Genomic DNA, 15685 nt, shown 5'->3' with positions numbered 1-15685 from the left:
CGCTGTTTTCAGAATACCACATTTCAAAAATTCTGTCAATAACCTTCAACCTCGATGGCTGTAAGTCTGAACCACCAAAAACCATTGTCGTCGATCCCCCGGGATTTTTGCACGATTGGAGGTCGACGACAATCCCATGACTCGTTTATCCACTTTTGAGGCGAAACATGCCAAATCCTTGTGAATTTCGGCCACCTAGACCGACATGATATAAAAATGTCAACTGTTCTGGCGAAGAACAGAGGCGGTAATAGCCAAGCCATCCTGTAATATATATATTCTTGAACATCGTCACCACACGATGACGATGATGAACATGAATCGGCTCGATCAATAGCCTTTCCGTCGGCGGAACACCGTAGTATGCTTCATATTTATGACGGAAATTCAATTCAATCAAGTGGGGGAACACCTCATCATCGGGATCAAAAAATTGCGTTTTCTTTCTTCCATCGAACGTTTCATATGTGCTATATACGGTCAACGGAGAGAGCATGACAATGTCCATTTCGTTTTCACGTATGTCGATGTTCTCCATTTTGACACTTTTCACTTCGATCAACTGTCCGTAAAGCTCAATCTCTCTCTGCAACAAGAATCGCTGCCCAAGTTGTTGAGTCAGTTCTGGGAGAACGGTGTCGATATGCCATTGGAAATCCCCCAAAAAATGAATTGTTTTCCTTTCTCGATTCACTTGATGCGTTCCAAATAAACGGCTAAATGTGAAAAGTTTAAATGACCGTTTCCCGTGACGGAATCCTTTGTCATGCAAAAAAGCGGCTAATTGTTCATTCTCTAACGAGCGATACACCACCCCTTGTAACAAATGTTGGTAATAGAGAGGCAAGGAAACAGGCCCTTGCCGTCCGCTCATTGTGATTGTCAATCTCATATTTTATCCTGTCCTTCCTTGTTGAGTGCCGTCCTTTGCCCTTATAAAATAAATTCGTCTCCACTTACTACAGATCGAGCCAAGATTCAAAAGCAATATGCCGCCATTTTCTTTTTTGTCTCTGCCCAACTGTCATCGATTCAGATGTACCTACAGCGTCGCAACCGCCATTTGGTCAAACAGGAAGACGCCGTGGTCATCGCGATTCATCTTTTAGGAAAGTTGCTCGGTTTGACATCCGAACGGGCATGGCATCGCTTTGTCACGGGAAATTTGTTCACAAATGGCTCGTTTCTCGAACGTTCCCGGTACAACCGCCGTTGCCTGACGCTTGACTTCGCCATCAAATGGATCGCCGTCGTGAGCAAAACGCGGCCAACATCATGCCTATGCCGTCGTCGACCGCTTGCCGCTCCCGTTGTGCCATACCGCAAGAATGCATCGCGTCAAACGGTTTCAAGAGATCGCAGACATCGGGTATTGCGCTTCCAAAAAGCAATGGTACTATGGGTTGAAGCTGCACCTTCAAGTGACCGATCAAGGGTTGCCCATGGGCTATGTGGTAACGGAAGCATCCTGCCATGATCGTATCGCCGCTGAAAGCGTGATGACTCAAATTCCTCATCCCTATAACTTTGGGGACAAAGGATTCATCAGCCGTGAGTTGCAAAAAAGGCTGTACGAAGAGTACCAAATGGCGCTTTGGACTCCGTCTCGAAAAAACCAGAAACATTGCTGGTCCGAAGCATAGGAGAAATGGATCCAACAAAAACGCAAAGTGATCGAGACGGTGTTCTCGGTTCTGGTTGACCAATACCGGATCACAGGGATCCGAGCAAATTCCATGATCGGATTTGAAGTAGCGCTCGACGGCATATTGTTAGCCTATTCCCTAGTTACACTTGGGCTAGTTGAGTTCTAACGCTCAACTAGCACCACGGGTAACACAAATATTTTGGTACACCGGCACAGGTCTCATCCCTTGTAGGTACGATAAAAACGCTGTTGTTATACGGCAGAGAACTGCCTTTTTTCGGTTTCAATCCCTCATAGGTACGATAAAAACTTGATCCAGTTCCCCGATATGAAAATGAGGCTCCTGAGTTTCAATCCCTCATAGGTACGATAAAAACATATTATCGAATCCTTTGGGAACGCGGCGAAGAAATGTTTCAATCCCTCATAGGTACGATAAAAACATTGCTTCCATCGTCTCTGAAATACTAGAATCAAAAATGTTTCAATCCCTCATAGGTACGATAAAAACTTCCATTCTGGTCATTCTACCTTAGGTCTTCTTGTATGTTTCAATCCCTCATAGGTACGATAAAAACGCTGATTTAGCTTTACAAGAAAGAGAAAAGGGAGATAGTTTCAATCCCTCATAGGTACGATAAAAACCCACACAATGCGCATAAAATCAAGCTTTTCCCCTTTTGGCTGTTTTCAGAATATCACGTTTCAAATATTCTGTCAATATCGTTCAGCCGTGTTGGCTGTAGGATTTTGGCGCAAAAGAACATTGTCGTCGATCCCCAGGGGTTTTTGCACGATTGGAGGTCGACGACAATGCGGAGCTTGACGGCGAAGGGCCGTCTTACCCCTTCATCCTTTCAATCTTCTCCATCGGCATCCCGGTCAGTTCGTGGATCGTGTCGGCATCGTACCCTTTCGCCATCATTCTCTTCACCACGTCGAGCTTCCCTTCCTCGATCCCTTGTTGGCGCCCTTGCTTCATCCCTTGCTTTATCCCCTGTTCAATTCCTTGTTGGATTCCCTTTTCCAGCCCCCGCTGTTCGTATGAGACGATGAGCTCCATCACACGCTTTGCTTCCTTCGTTTCCATTTGGCTCACCTCGTGTCGCAGTTTTGCTTCCTCCTCTTCAGATAGCCGCAAATACGTCTCGAAAAAACCGAACAACAGCCGCTGTTTCGCTTCATCCAGCTCGAGACGGACGAGCATGCGCAAAAATTCCTTTTGGAGAAGGAGACCCGATCGCTCCGGGCTCCTTCTCTGGCTCGTGGATGGACTACCCGTTGATATCCTCTGTCAGCCTCCCGATAATTGCCTCTTGATACCCCGCTTTTTTCGTTTCCGCCATCTCCTCTTTCAGCGGCTGCAGCGGCGTCGACGTTACGGACGCGAGCTTGGCGAGGCGCTCGGGGGTGAGGTCGACGACAGGGTTGGCAGCCTTATAATCGTCCACGGAAAAGCGCCAAAGGGTGACGGACGGTCCGTACCGCTCCTGCATCCGCTCCGCCATGGCCAATCCTTCCGGGTCGAAGTCACCGGAGTAATACAGCTTGGCGCCAGAAGCCGCGAGCAAATCGAGCAGCTTCATCGTCGCCAAGTTCATTTGCCCGTTCGTGCTGACAAGCGGGGCGCGGGTGTCAAGCAGCGTCGAAAAGACGCCCGCGTTTTCGACAATGTACACCGTCCCCCCATGGGCAGGGCGGGCGCGGACAAGCGACAGCACATCTCTAAGCGGCATGTTCAGCGCCGTGTTCGCCTCCCAGGCAGCGGAGAAAACAGGATGCGGTCCGTCCTTGGTTTCAGCAAGAATGTTGGCGCATGTGACAAAGTTCAGGATATCCTCACGGAGCAAGCCGACGGACTGGAGCAACTCGTTGACGCTCTCTACAGATGCCATGTCCCAATCCCCGGGCACGGTCGCTTGCAACGCCGAAAGCAACAATCTCCCCGGTAGCGTGGACAAATCGAACGCGTGCGGGTCGCCCGCCACTTGCTGGGCAAAGAGCGGGAGGCGCATGTATGACGGGAGCGGGAAGTAGCCCAGGGCGGCGCCGACAAGGCGGATGGCCTCCTCCAGGCTGCGGCGGTCGGCTTCGTACGCCGTTTGGACGAAGCGCTGAGGGCGGACCGACTCAACCCAATGATGCTCCTCGGTCAGACGCGCAAAAAAACGATCCCGTTCCTCTTCCTCCGCCTGGCGCCGTTCTTTGTTTGAGACAAGCGGGGCGCCGAAGTACTGTTCAAGCAGCTCGACAAGCCCAACGCCCGCAAACCTCGTCTGTCCGAGCTGTTTTTCAAACGCGATAAGGGAGACGCGGGAGACGTCTTTGCCGAAAAAGGCGGCGATCGACTCCCGCTCTTCCTTGGAGAACGACTGCAATGAAACCGCGCCGCCGACGCGGCCGAGCGACTCGTACTTGCGTTTCATTTCGGCAAACAGCCGCTTGAAGCCCGGTTCGGATCGGAAAAAGGCAGCCGCCTCCTTGGCCGTGCTCACGTCTCGATCGTCTCCCATTCTTTATCATTGACCATCAGCTGTTTGACGCGGCCGTTCCAACGGTAATGAATGACGGTCACAAACGACGCATTGCGCGGGCGGACGAGTTCGCAAATGGACAACGCGGGCACGGTGTCGTAGTCGCCCCAAAGCGCCTGCGAGTTCATGATGTAGTTAAAGCCGAGCTGTTCGACAAGTCCGAACAGGTTGCGGATGTTGTTTTCGTCAACGCCGGCGAACGCCTCGTCAAGGGAGATGATGTACGGGGCGTCATCGCCCGCTTCTTGGTAGCGCGAATACGCCGCGGCGAAAAGCGGAATGTACATCGCCATCGCCTTTTCCCCGCCGCTGAATTGGTAAAAGCGGTGGTTCGTCAGCTCGCGTTTCGGCTCGTTTGTTTTTTCATAGTACAAAGTGAAGGAAAACCATTTCCGATAGTCGAGCACTTCTTTAATGATTTGATGGAGCGTGCTGCCTTGGCCGCGCTCTTCAAGCAATTCGCGGGCGCGGGCGATTTTCGAGCGGAAATGGTTCGTCACCCGCTGCAAATCTTCCTCTTTCAACAGCCGTGAATCGATCCGCAATAGGCGCACCAATTCTTTCGTATCGAGCTCCGCTTCCGTCTCCGCCGTTTTCGGCTTCCATTGAATGGACAGCACAAGCCCTGATGATGTGTCGAGGCCGCCCATCAGTTTATTCATATCATTCACCCACCGTTCGGCGCGCTGAATGCGGCTGCGCAAAATGCGGCCGACTGATTTTAAAATGACGTCCTCATACAGCTCGCGGTCTTGTTCTTTCATATACTCGTGCTGCAAGACGATGTCGCGCTCCACTTCCGCCAGCACCGCAAACGGCGTGGCGCGCTCGCCTTTGTAGTCGAGGTAAATGACGTGCCGTTCTTGTTTCTCCCGCCAGTCCGCGGCTTTCATGGCCATCTCATCGTCTGGGGCAGCGGCGGTCCATTCGGGCTTCGTTTGTTCTTCCAGCGGCTCGAAGGACGCCCGGTATTCGGTCAAGTTGGACGACTCTTGGAAAAAGACGGTGTTCAGCCGCGCCAGAAGCGAGGAACGCGTCTCTTTTAACACTGCTTCGTACCGTTGTTTCGCTTCTTTCGCCTGCTCCAGGAGGGAGCGGGAACGATCAAGATCCACAAGCCCAAGCGCCGCTTCACGGGCAAACGACTTTTCCCACATCGCGGCGAGCTCGCGGGCGAACGCTTCCCGCTGCGCCCCTTTTTCCCGCTCTTCGACTAAGCGCATGAGCCGCTGTTCCGTCCGCGCCCGTTCGTTGACAAGGCGCGGAATTTCGCGGCGCAAAAACGCCAATCGTTCTTGGATGCGGGCGATTTCGGCGCGAATGTCATCCGCCCCCATTTGCGCGAGCGTCCGTTCCATCTCCGCGATTCGCAAGGCGAGCCGCTCGGTTTCATCCCGAAGCCGATTTCGTTCGCCTTTCGCTTCGTCGATCTCCGTTTCCAGCGCCGCGAGCCGCTCGCGCTGTTGGGCGATCATCGCCTCGGTATGGCGCGTTTCGCGGTAAAGCACTTCGAGTTCGTGCACATGGCGGACGTACGATTTCATGGCGAGCTGGGCTTGTTCACAGCCGTCTAAAGTAAAGGCCAAATCGAGCTCGGCCGACTCGTCGTGGAGCTGTTGTTTGATTTGTTTCCATTCGCGCGCCAAGAGAGCGGCTTTTTCTTCTTGCCGCTTCCATTCCCGTTCTTTGCTTTCGGCTTGGCGGCGCGCTTCTTGCGCTTCGTCAAACGCGGTGCGCACATCGCGGTCCGATGGGAAGGACGCCAACCAGTCGGCGAGCGCTTGGATGGCCGCTTCCACCGCCTGATGCGCCCCGCGCAGACGGTCGATCTCTTGCCCCACAGCGGCGATCTCGGCTTCCAGCGCCGCGATGTTCTCAAGCCGCCACCGTTCGCGCGCCGCACGGCCAATGAACATCGCCTTCGATCTCCGCGGCGCATGGCCGCGCACAAGGCCGAGCGAATAGCGCCCCGTTTCATCGATCGTCATGCCGCCTTCTTGTTCCACATCGGTGATCATGATGCTTCGGAGCACTTCGTCGATCCGTTCCATTGACACAGGGGCGTCTTTGTCGGGGCGCAAATAATCGGCGAGCGTATGCGCCATATGAGCCGGGTTCGGAGTGAGCACACGATCGCAGGCGACGTCAATCTCGCGAGCGGTAATGAGGGCGTCAAGCAGCCCCGCGTGTGAAAGCGCCGATTCGATCCGCTCGCGCACATCGTCAGGCACATCGTCGACAAATTCGACCGCGGCATAAAACGGGACAAACGGAATGCCTTTCTCCTCCAACGCCAACCGGGCGGCGACGGTTTGTTCATCCCGTTCAGGCTCGGGGTCGCGTTGTTCCCGCCATTGACGCAGTTCGGCCTCGCGCTCTGCCCGTTTTTCTTCCAACAGACGGATGTCATGCTCGAGCCGCCATTTCTCATCCTTTTTCTTGCCGACGGCATCGTAATACGCTTGAACGAACGGGCGCTTCAAATCATCGAGCGAATACTGCTCATAGAGGGCGCCCATTTGTTGCAAAAACGCCTGAATGTCCGTTTCGGAAACGTCGATTCCTCCCTGCTCGACCCAGGCAAGCACGGCTTGTTCAAACCGCTCTTTCTCCTCTTCGAACAGCTCTTCCCATTTCCATTGCTGGTGGCGCCATTCGTCCATTTCCCGCCGCCTTTCGCCCGCTTCGCTGCTCGCTTCTTCATAGCGCCGTTTCACCTCGTCATGCCTGCGCCAAAGGCGCGCCAGCCCCTCAAGCCGTTCGACATGACGATCGGCTTCCTGCTTCCAAGCGGCAAACGAAAACTCCTGCTGCTTTTGGCGATGGCGGTGAAAGTCGCCTTCGTTCGTTTCATGCAAGGGAAACGCTCCTTCTTCGGCATCCATGCGCAACTGCTCCAACTCATCTTCAAGCTTCTTCTCAAGGTCATCCAACCGCGCTTCCGATTCATCTAGGCGGCGGCGGTGCTGACGTTCCTGCCGTTCTTTTTCCGCAATCGTCTGCTCGTGCCGCTCCCGCCGCTCCTCTAGGCGCTGCCGTTCGGCTTTCAGCTGTTCATACTTTTCCGCCTGCTGAAACACTTCATGGCCAGCCAAGTCGATTTCGCGCGCTCGCAGCACGTCTTCCTCGCGGCCGAGGCGGGTGATGGACTCCTCAAGCTCATCAAGCGCCTTTCGCGTCTTTTCTTCTTCATCGTGAAGGCGGTGTTGTTCAGCAGCGAGCTGTTCCGCTTGTTTGACCGCTTTTACGTATTCTGCCGCCTTTTCGGCGATCATATATTCGTTGTACAGGCGGTACTGATCGCAAAGACGCTTCAACGCCCGTTCGTCGCGTTCGAGCTGCTCAAGTTGCTGCTTGGCTTGGTCCATGTTTTCAATCGTTTCGGATAAATGGCGGAGCTCGTCATCGGTCAACGGAGGCAGCGAGCTTTCCAAAATCTCATAAATCACCGTCGGCTTAAAGTCTTTCGACAGCTTCGGGCTGCGCAGTTGAATGAGCAGTTCGATCAATTCTTGAAACGCGTCGATCGTCTCAAAACGAAACACATGTTTGTTCACGAGCTCCATATACTCTTTTTGCGTCTCGACGACCGTCCCGCCCGCACCGAGCAATGCGGCGAGCTCGCGTTTCGTCAGCGGGATTTTTTCTCCTGTTTTTTCTTGTTTATACAACTGAAGGTCATAGCCGATGCGGCGGTTGTCAAAGAGGACAAACCCCCAAAAATCGAGGCTTTTTTGCCGCTTCGCGCGCAGGCCGATGCCCGTTGTGACGTATTGGTCGGATGTCTTCCGTTTGTATTCCAAAAACAAATACCCCGTCCGCTCATCGCGATTGACGACATCTTTTTCCCCAAGCAAGTAGTCTTCCATGCGCCGCGCCCGTGAACCGAACGGATCGAGGCGATCGGGCGTCTTCTTGCCGTCTAAAAGCACCGGGATCAAGCTTTGCATCGTCACCGACTTGCCCGCCCCGTTGCTTCCCCGCAAGAGCAGCTTACCGTCAGCGAAATGAAAATACTGCTCGTCGTAATACCAAAAATTAATCAGCCCCGCACGATGAAGCACCCATGGATTCGCCATGTTCTCCTCCCTCTTTCGCGTCAAAATCATCCGGATACCGTCCCGACATCCGCCCGAGGAGGGGATAAAGGACGATCATTCCGGTGTCGTGCTCCACATCGGCCATGCGCCATTCGTTGAGCGCCGCAAGCACTACGCGGACAAGCTCGGCAGCCGACATGTCGCGGTACGTTTTCCCCCACCCAGCCCCGTAACGGCGCCGGCAATCGGCAAGCCAGGCGGAAAATTGTTCAGGCGTCAATCGTATGCGGCCGTATTCATCCGGCGGATATTCCCCAAGCCGCTCGCGCACCAAGGCAGAAAAATGAAGGATGATCTCCGACGTTCCTTTCTGGTCGGGAAATGTCGTGTACGGCGCCTGCCGCTCAGGCAGCGTCAACATGGCGGCGTTTTTGTACAACTCGTACCGAAACGGCGTATGCGCTTCGATGTCATCGCGCAGCCGATGGCGGAAGTTGCGCAAGTAGTAAAAGTCTTGCTCGTCCCCTTCCGTCCGATGCACCGCCGGGGATAAAAACAGCTTCCGATACAGGCGATGGCGCCGATAATCTTGCGGCGAGGCTTTCCACTCCTCGGCGAGCAATTCGTCGATCGATTCATATTGCAACAAATCTTTCGGATACGTGCGCATAAAATAACGGGCGAGCACCGGCACTTCGTACAGCGCCTCTTCCTCCACATGCTGGGCGAACGCCTCAATCTCCCCATCCATCCGGCGGACGAGTCCGATTTGTTCCGCCGTCTTCAACACGCGGATGAGGGAGCGCCGATGCGAGTAGTTCGTCCAATCGACCGGTAGATCCCCCGGGTACATGGCGCGAATTTCTTCGCACACGTCGGAAAGCAAAAACTTGTCCTCCACCGCCTTGCCTTCCAAATACGCCATCAAGCAGCAAAACAGCGCATAGTCAAGCGGCTCTTGGAACGACTCGATGCCCATCCACGGCTCGGGATCGGCGGGAATTTTCTCGAGCTTGGCGAAATAGCGGTGGACGATGAGTCGATACCCAAACTTCTCCTCCACATACCGTTTCAACACATGTTCACGCTCGCGGATGAGCTGATACAAATCCGGCTCTTGGTCGCGAATGATCCAAAACTGCTCAAACAGCGCGGCGAGCGCTTCCTTCGCCTTGTCGTCAAACGCCGTCTCCACGCTCATTCACCTCCTGCCAGCACGTGGATTTCATAGTTGGGCATTACGAGTTCCCCGTCTTCCGCCCGAAGGCAAATCGTCCCCTCTTTCGCCGCCACCTTGACCACCCACCCGTTTTCCGTCTTAATAGCTTGCCCCTCGCGCCCCATCGCCTTGGCGATCCAACCGAGCAGCGTTTTTCGTACATATGGAGTCACCTCGGGAAGGTCAGCCAGCACGATTTTCCCGTCGGTCACAAGCTGCCTAAGCGCCGCTTCCTCGCGCGCTTTTTCTTCCAAATAGCGGAGGCGCGCTTCTTCTTTCTCCCGTTCTTTGTCTTCAATCGCCTGCGGCTTTTTCTTTTCCCCGTAATGGCGGACGCGCGGCTTCGTCACCCACTCGGCTGGCGGCTCGTCCCATACGTCGCGGTATATGTTGTCTGTCGCCCCGAAATCGGCCACGAGATGTTTCGTATGGAAGCAGCCGAATACGACCGCTGACAGGCAGTGCGCCTCTTCAATCGATTCAAGGCGGGAAAACCAACGGGCCAAATGCAAGTAGTCGCCTTTGCGGCTGCGAAAATGATGATGCCGCTCGCCAAGCCGCTGCACGACGCGCGTCAGACGGCGAATCGCCTCATTCGTCTGGTATTGCAAAAACGAAAGCTCGCTCTCGCGCCCGTCGCGGCCTAAAAACCATTCGCACAGGCTGCGCCACGTCTCCCATTTTTCTTCAATCTGCACAGCGCGCGGCGGCGGCGCATCGGCAAAGCGCGGGATCGACCGCTCATAGTCGACGACACGCTCGATGAACTGCCGAACCCCTTTTTCCGGCAGATCTTCAAGCAATTGTTCAATCTGCATCGACGTTTTTTGCAAGGCGACGATAAAATCGCGCAAGTACGCCGTAAACTGCTCTTTATAGACGAGAAACGACTCGGACGTCATCCGCTCTTCCAAGTTTTCACTGTGCAAATAAGCGATATAGTCAGCGGAATTTTGGATGATTTTCTTAAAATAATCGAACGTCTCTTCCCATACTTGATGCATTTCATCCGCTTGTTCTTGAAAATCAGAAGCGATGATCGCCTCCATGCGGGAAAGAGATGCATACAAACGGTCGAACCGTGTTTTCTCGAGGGACCCTCCGAACGAATCCCCGAGCTGCTCAAGGGTACGGATCATCCGCTCGATCTCCACCGTGTACGGGCTGCATTGGTAGCGAAACCGCTTTTTCTTAAACTCTTCAATCGTCCGGACATGGGACGTCTCTTGGCGGGCGATCAAGTTGTTCCATTTGACGAGCTGGTCGAGGTCTTGCTGCAAGTCATCTTCCGTGTAATCCGCAAACTCCTCGTGCTGCTTTAAAAAGGCGTACACTTCTTCCGGAAACAAAAATTGGCGCATCCGCTCGTGCTGGATGTAGAAATAGCGCAAAATCGCCCGGTAGCGGTGCGCGTTTTCCGTCGATAAATATTTGGTTTCGACAATGGGCTTGAGCCATGTGGCGTCCATTTCCGTCCACCTTTGCTTCGGTTTTTTCCTATGTTTATTGTAACGATTCTCTCCGCTCTTTTTCTAGCAAAAACCGTTTTCCTATTTTTTCTCGCCATCGGCGCGCGTTTTTTGTAAAATAGAGGGGAAAAGGAGGTGAAACGAATGGAAGCGTTGCTGCGGGAAATTTTGCATGAAGTGAAAGCGACGCGCGCGGCGGTCGAATCGCTCGAGCAACGGGTTGGCGCCTTGGAGGGGCAAGTGGCCCAGCTCAATGAACGAACAGGTGCTCTTGAAGCTCAAATGACCAAGCTGAATGAGCGCACGAGCGTTCTCGAACGCCAGGTCGCACAGCTTAACGAACGAACAAGCGCCCTTGAGCAGCAGTTCACTCAGTTGAATGAGCGGACAAGCAACCTTGAGCACCAAGTTGCTCATCTCAACGAACGCATGGGCACTGTCGAACACCAAGTCGCTCAACTGAACGAGCAGACGACCACGCTTGCGCAACAAATCGACTTGCTGGATGAGCGCACGAATGAAACGAAGGCGATCGTTGAAGCGCTCCGCCATGGGCAAGAAGTGCTGACCGCCAAATACGAGGCGATGGCGCACGACCTTCACCATATGAAAGGCGACCTCACCCATATCACATCCATCCTCGAAGACAAAGTGCTGCCTGCCCTCGCCGAACATGAAGCGGGACTGCACGTCTTGAACGCCCGCGTTTTCAAAACGGAAAGCACCCTTCATCGCCTTGTTCATGCCTAATGCGTTCCCCATAAAAAACGTTCCACACGGATTCCTTTTTCACCCGGCAGCCGTGGGCTGCCGTTTTTTTGTTCACGTGTCGATCCGTTCGTCTTCGCCATGGAGCCTGCCAACCTTTCGATCAACGGCGCGGGGGAATGCATAGCCAGCATGTTGATGGATAAACGGCGGGCTTGTTCGAACATCTCGAATTCGGAGTATTCCGAAGGATTCGCCAGCATTCCGGAGCATTTTTTAGGATCAAGGAGGAGAGGGCCATCATCACCGCGAGAGCAGGCGAGAGGCAAACATATCGGCTGATACCAAATTTGCCAGTTGCACCCAAATTGCGGTATCCTTTGTTTGTGACGCTTTTTCATCCCCTCCGCGTCTTGTTGCCGCCTTTTTTCATCCCCCTTTATTTGTATGACAACAGCCGAAAAAGGAGGAATTGTGTTGCGAAAATGGATCCGATCTTTGCTCGCTGTTGGGCTTGTATTTGGATTGGCTGCCTGCAACGGAACGAGCGATGCGAAAGGAAAAATTGTGATTAGCGGAAAGAAGTTTACCGAGCAGGTGATTTTGACGCATTTGTTGGCGGAATATGTGAAAGCCCATACGGATTTGGATGTTGAAGTGAAAGACAGTTTAGGCGGCGCGTTTATGTTGCAGCAGGCCATTGAAAATGGCGATGTCGACATGTATGTCGAGTACACAGGGACAGGGTATTTGAACATTTTAAAACAGCCGTACGACCCCAAAAAGACGCCCGAACAAATCTACAATGAAACGAAGAAATTATATAAGAAAAAATACAACATCGCTTGGCTCAAACCACTCGGATTTAACAACACCTACGCCTTGGCCATGCGCAGAGACTTGGCGGAAAAGCTCGGGGTAAAAACGTACTCCGATTTGGCCAAACACTCGTCCTCCCTCACCTTCGGGTCGGACGCCGAGTTTTTTGAGCGAAGCGACGGCTATGATGGGCTTGTCGATGCGTACGGATTTCAGTTCAAGAAAAAAGTGACGATCGATCCAGACCTGCAATACGAAGCGGCGAAAAACGGGGAGATTGACGTCATCACCGCCTATACGACTGATGCAAGAATCAAAAAATATGATTTGGTCGTGCTAAAAGATGATAAGAACTACTTCCCGCCATACCACTCCGTGCCGATCATCCGCCAGGAAGTGCTCGATGCCAATCCCGGGCTTGAGGAGAAACTGAACAAGTTGGCCAACATTTTGACCGATGAAAAAATGATGGAACTAAACGGCCAAGTGAACTTGGAAGGAAAACAGCCACGTGAGGTGGCAATCAACTTTTTGAAATCGGAAGGACTGATCGACTAGAAAGCGAGGAATGTCAATGATTCGGTTTGAAAACGTGACGAAACAGTATGAGGACGGCTTTGTCGCCTTAAAAAATATGAATCTTGAAATCCGCAAAGGTGAGCTTGTCGCCTTGATCGGGCCGAGCGGGTGCGGAAAAACGACGACGATGCGGATGATCAACCGCTTGATCGAGCCGACATCGGGCAAAGTGTACATCGACGGGCAAGACATTTCAGAGCTCGACCCGGTTGAACTGCGGCGCAACATCGGCTACGTCATCCAGCAAATCGGCTTGTTTCCGCACATGACGATCGCGGAAAACATCGCGCTCGTGCCGAAGTTGAAAAAGTGGGAAAAACACGTCTATGAAAAGCGGGTGGATGAGCTGCTTGAGCTCGTCGGATTGGATCCGGCGACGTTTAAGCACCGCTACCCGTCAGAGCTCAGCGGCGGCCAGCAGCAGCGCGTCGGCGTCGTCCGCGCCTTGGCGGCTGAACCGAATATCATTTTGATGGATGAACCGTTCAGCGCTCTTGACCCGATCAGCCGCGAGCAGCTGCAAGATGACATCGTCCGCCTGCAAGAAGAGATTCAAAAAACAATCGTCTTTGTCACCCACGATATGGATGAAGCCATTAAAATCGCCGATCGGATCGCCTTGATGAAGGACGGGGAAATCGTCCAATTTGCGACGCCCGACCAAATGCTTCGGCGGCCGGCGAACTCGTTCGTCCGCGAGTTTATCGGCGAAGACCGGCTGCGGACCCGCCAGACGGCCGTGCCGACGGCGGAAGATTTAATGTCGGCGGACGTCGCGACGATCTCGCCGCGCCGCGGTTTGGCCGAGGCATTCCGATTGATGAAAGCGAAAAAAGTCGACAGCCTGGTCGTGGTCGATAAAAAGCAGGCCTTTCTCGGCATCGTGACGCTGAAACAAATCGAGGAGCGCTATCGGGAAGAGCATTTGTTAGTCGCCGACATCGCCGATTACGATGTGACGACGTTGGCGAAAGAAGCGGACGTCACGAACGTCGCCGCTCTGTTCCAAGACCCGGATGTGCGCATCATTCCGGTGCTCGATGGCGACCGTCTTATCGGGGGGATTACGCGCTCGAGCATGATGCGCGCACTCGCGGAGTGGACGTTCCAGCAGCACGCATAACGGGCAACGGAACATGCGCAGGCAAATCACAGCCGGAAAACTCGATGCCGCAATCGCCTCGCTTGAACAACATGCCTCATGTTGAAAAGGAAAAATGGCCTCGAGCGGTTTGTCAACGGAATTCGTTCTGCTTGCGAATAAAAAGGGATGACCGTTTTTATCTGAACTTCTCACGACGAAGCAGCAGCCATCCGCTGCCGCTTTTTCCGCCAAGGAGGGATACGATGGAATTGTTGCAGACGTTGATCGAACGAAAGAATGATATTTGGATCGCCTTTCAAGAGCATGTGCTCTTATCCGCTATCGCCATGGGCATTGCGATCGTCATCGCCGTGCCGCTCGGCGTCGCATTGACGCGGTATCGCAAACTCGCCGAGCCGATCATTGGCGTGGCCGCCATCATTCAGACAATTCCGAGCTTGGCGTTGCTTGGGTTTATGCTTCCGATTTTCGGCATCGGCAAACTGCCGGCGATCATCGCGTTGATGCTGTATGCCTTGCTTCCGATTTTGCGCAACACGTACACCGGCATTCTCGGCGTCGACCCGGCGCTGGTGGACGCTGGCCGGGGGATGGGGATGACATCGCGGCAAATTTTATGGATGGTTGAACTTCCTCTCTCGCTTCCCGTCATTATGGCTGGCGTGCGCACGGCAACGGTGCTGACGATCGGCGTCGCCGCCTTGGCGACCTTCATCGGCGCTGGCGGGCTTGGCGACTTGATCGACCGCGGCTTGCGCATCGCCGACAAAAACTTGATTTTAGCCGGCGCCATCCCCGCAGCGATCTTAGCGATTGCCTTTGACTGGCTGCTGCGCAAAGTCGAAAAGAAAGTGACGCCAAAAGGGTTTTGACAGGCCACCAGATGTTGACTTCTTCCATACGCTTCAGGCAACCAACAAACACAGTGGCCCTGACGCAAAACTTCCTAAGATGGAAGCCGTCTTGAAAAAGGTGTCCTCCAACAACTATTGTTGAGCTGATTTTTCATTCAATCACCAGCCTTCTAGGCATGAATATGCCCCATTAAGGCACGCGTATTTTCACTGAAACAAGTTCCTTGGAGAATTTTCTCTCCAAGGAACAGCTCCAAGATATAAGCCACTAAACTTGAGTATGGTCTGTAGATGAGCAAATTCACTAACATAAATAACATAAATTGACAACCAAACAAAAAAGGGGTTCATCACCAAAAGATGTACTTGACTTTTAAAGATAAACATGATAGCAATGTTGCTCAAAGAGATGTGTGGTATAAAAAGGAAAAATGCTATTTTGATTGTCTTTATCATAATCGTCTTTCTTTGTCAAGTACACTTTGTGGTGAAGAGCCAGCAAAGGCTCTTCACCACAACATGTACTTGACAAGCAATACGGTTTCCTGCCCAAAGATGTGCAAAAATCACTGATTTGTTGATTTTCCCTCACAAGCGTAAATAGAGTATGTTCAGAAAAAATCAAGTACAACTTTTGGTGAAGAGCCACATTTTTCTTGATCGACAGATGCCTGGCGCCATGCTGCTAAAAGTGGTCCCTTATCTTTCTA

General features: G+C 53.1%; 10 protein-coding genes, 2 pseudogenes and 1 CRISPR repeat array. Of the genes and pseudogenes, 5 read left to right on the top strand and 7 right to left on the bottom strand.

Annotation, left to right across the window (positions count from 1 at the left end; translation table 11 throughout):
* Positions 1–145: 145 nt before the first annotated feature.
* Positions 146–892, bottom strand: a complete 747-nt coding sequence (gene cas6 / locus GHH_RS01715) for a CRISPR-associated endoribonuclease Cas6 (RefSeq protein WP_015373843.1) — start codon at positions 890–892, stop codon at positions 146–148.
* A gap of 48 nt (positions 893–940) precedes the next feature.
* Between cas6 and GHH_RS01710 the strand changes: the two are divergent.
* Positions 941–1814 (top strand): annotated as a pseudogene (locus GHH_RS01710) (IS982 family transposase).
* Positions 1815–1863: 49 nt separating this feature from the next.
* Positions 1864–2293: a CRISPR direct-repeat array (repeat unit 30 nt; unit sequence GTTTCAATCCCTCATAGGTACGATAAAAAC).
* Between the two features lie 196 nt (positions 2294–2489).
* Here GHH_RS01710 and GHH_RS01705 read toward each other — a convergent pair.
* From GHH_RS01705 to GHH_RS01685, 5 genes and pseudogenes are all read right to left on the bottom strand, one after another.
* Positions 2490–2873, bottom strand: a pseudogene (locus tag GHH_RS01705) (DUF4351 domain-containing protein); the annotation flags it as partial.
* A 49-nt stretch (positions 2874–2922) separates the two neighbouring features.
* Entirely contained in the window at positions 2923–4143 is a 1221-nt protein-coding gene (locus tag GHH_RS01700) for a TIGR02679 family protein (RefSeq protein ID WP_015373841.1), read from the bottom strand.
* Positions 4140–8261: a TIGR02680 family protein gene (locus GHH_RS01695; protein WP_015373840.1), complete on the bottom strand. Its 4122-nt coding sequence runs from the start codon at positions 8259–8261 to the stop codon at positions 4140–4142. Before GHH_RS01695 ends, GHH_RS01700 begins: the two co-directional genes overlap by 4 nt.
* The gene (locus GHH_RS01690; RefSeq protein ID WP_015373839.1) at positions 8221–9417 is read right to left on the bottom strand and encodes a TIGR02678 family protein; all 1197 of its coding nucleotides are present in this window, start codon (positions 9415–9417) and stop codon (positions 8221–8223) included. Before GHH_RS01690 ends, GHH_RS01695 begins: the two co-directional genes overlap by 41 nt.
* A 2-nt stretch (positions 9418–9419) precedes the next feature.
* The gene (locus GHH_RS01685) at positions 9420–10910 is read right to left on the bottom strand and encodes a TIGR02677 family protein (protein ID WP_015373838.1); all 1491 of its coding nucleotides are present in this window, start codon (positions 10908–10910) and stop codon (positions 9420–9422) included.
* 144 nt (positions 10911–11054) lie between these two features.
* Here GHH_RS01685 and GHH_RS01680 point away from each other — a divergent pair, with 144 nt between their 5' ends.
* Positions 11055–11660: a coiled-coil protein gene (locus tag GHH_RS01680; RefSeq protein WP_015373837.1), complete on the top strand. Its 606-nt coding sequence runs from the start codon at positions 11055–11057 to the stop codon at positions 11658–11660.
* Here the strand turns inward: GHH_RS01680 and GHH_RS18700 are convergent.
* Positions 11657–12019, bottom strand: a complete 363-nt coding sequence (locus tag GHH_RS18700) for a hypothetical protein (protein WP_144052001.1) — start codon at positions 12017–12019, stop codon at positions 11657–11659. The two genes, GHH_RS01680 and GHH_RS18700, sit on opposite strands and share 4 nt — an antisense overlap.
* Positions 12020–12092: 73 nt before the next feature.
* On the opposite strand from GHH_RS18700, the gene GHH_RS01670 reads away from it, so the two are divergent.
* The 3 genes from GHH_RS01670 to GHH_RS01660 all read left to right on the top strand — a co-directional run bounded on the left by GHH_RS01670 (position 12093) and on the right by GHH_RS01660 (position 14993).
* A complete protein-coding gene (locus GHH_RS01670; protein ID WP_015373836.1) occupies positions 12093–12995 on the top strand; it encodes a glycine betaine ABC transporter substrate-binding protein in 903 nt (300 codons plus the stop codon).
* A gap of 16 nt (positions 12996–13011) precedes the next feature.
* Positions 13012–14139 carry a betaine/proline/choline family ABC transporter ATP-binding protein gene (locus GHH_RS01665; protein WP_015373835.1) on the top strand — a complete coding sequence of 376 codons (1128 nt, stop codon included), beginning with the start codon at positions 13012–13014 and terminating at the stop codon, positions 14137–14139.
* Between the two features lie 224 nt (positions 14140–14363).
* Positions 14364–14993 carry an ABC transporter permease gene (locus tag GHH_RS01660; RefSeq protein WP_015373834.1) on the top strand — a complete coding sequence of 210 codons (630 nt, stop codon included), beginning with the start codon at positions 14364–14366 and terminating at the stop codon, positions 14991–14993.
* Positions 14994–15685 lie beyond the last annotated feature (692 nt).

The organism is Geobacillus sp. GHH01 (assembly GCF_000336445.1).
Classification (GTDB): Bacteria; Bacillota; Bacilli; order Bacillales; family Anoxybacillaceae; genus Geobacillus; species Geobacillus zalihae.
The sequence above is the reverse complement of the archived record's forward strand: the minus strand, read 5'-3'. Positions and strand labels throughout refer to the sequence as shown.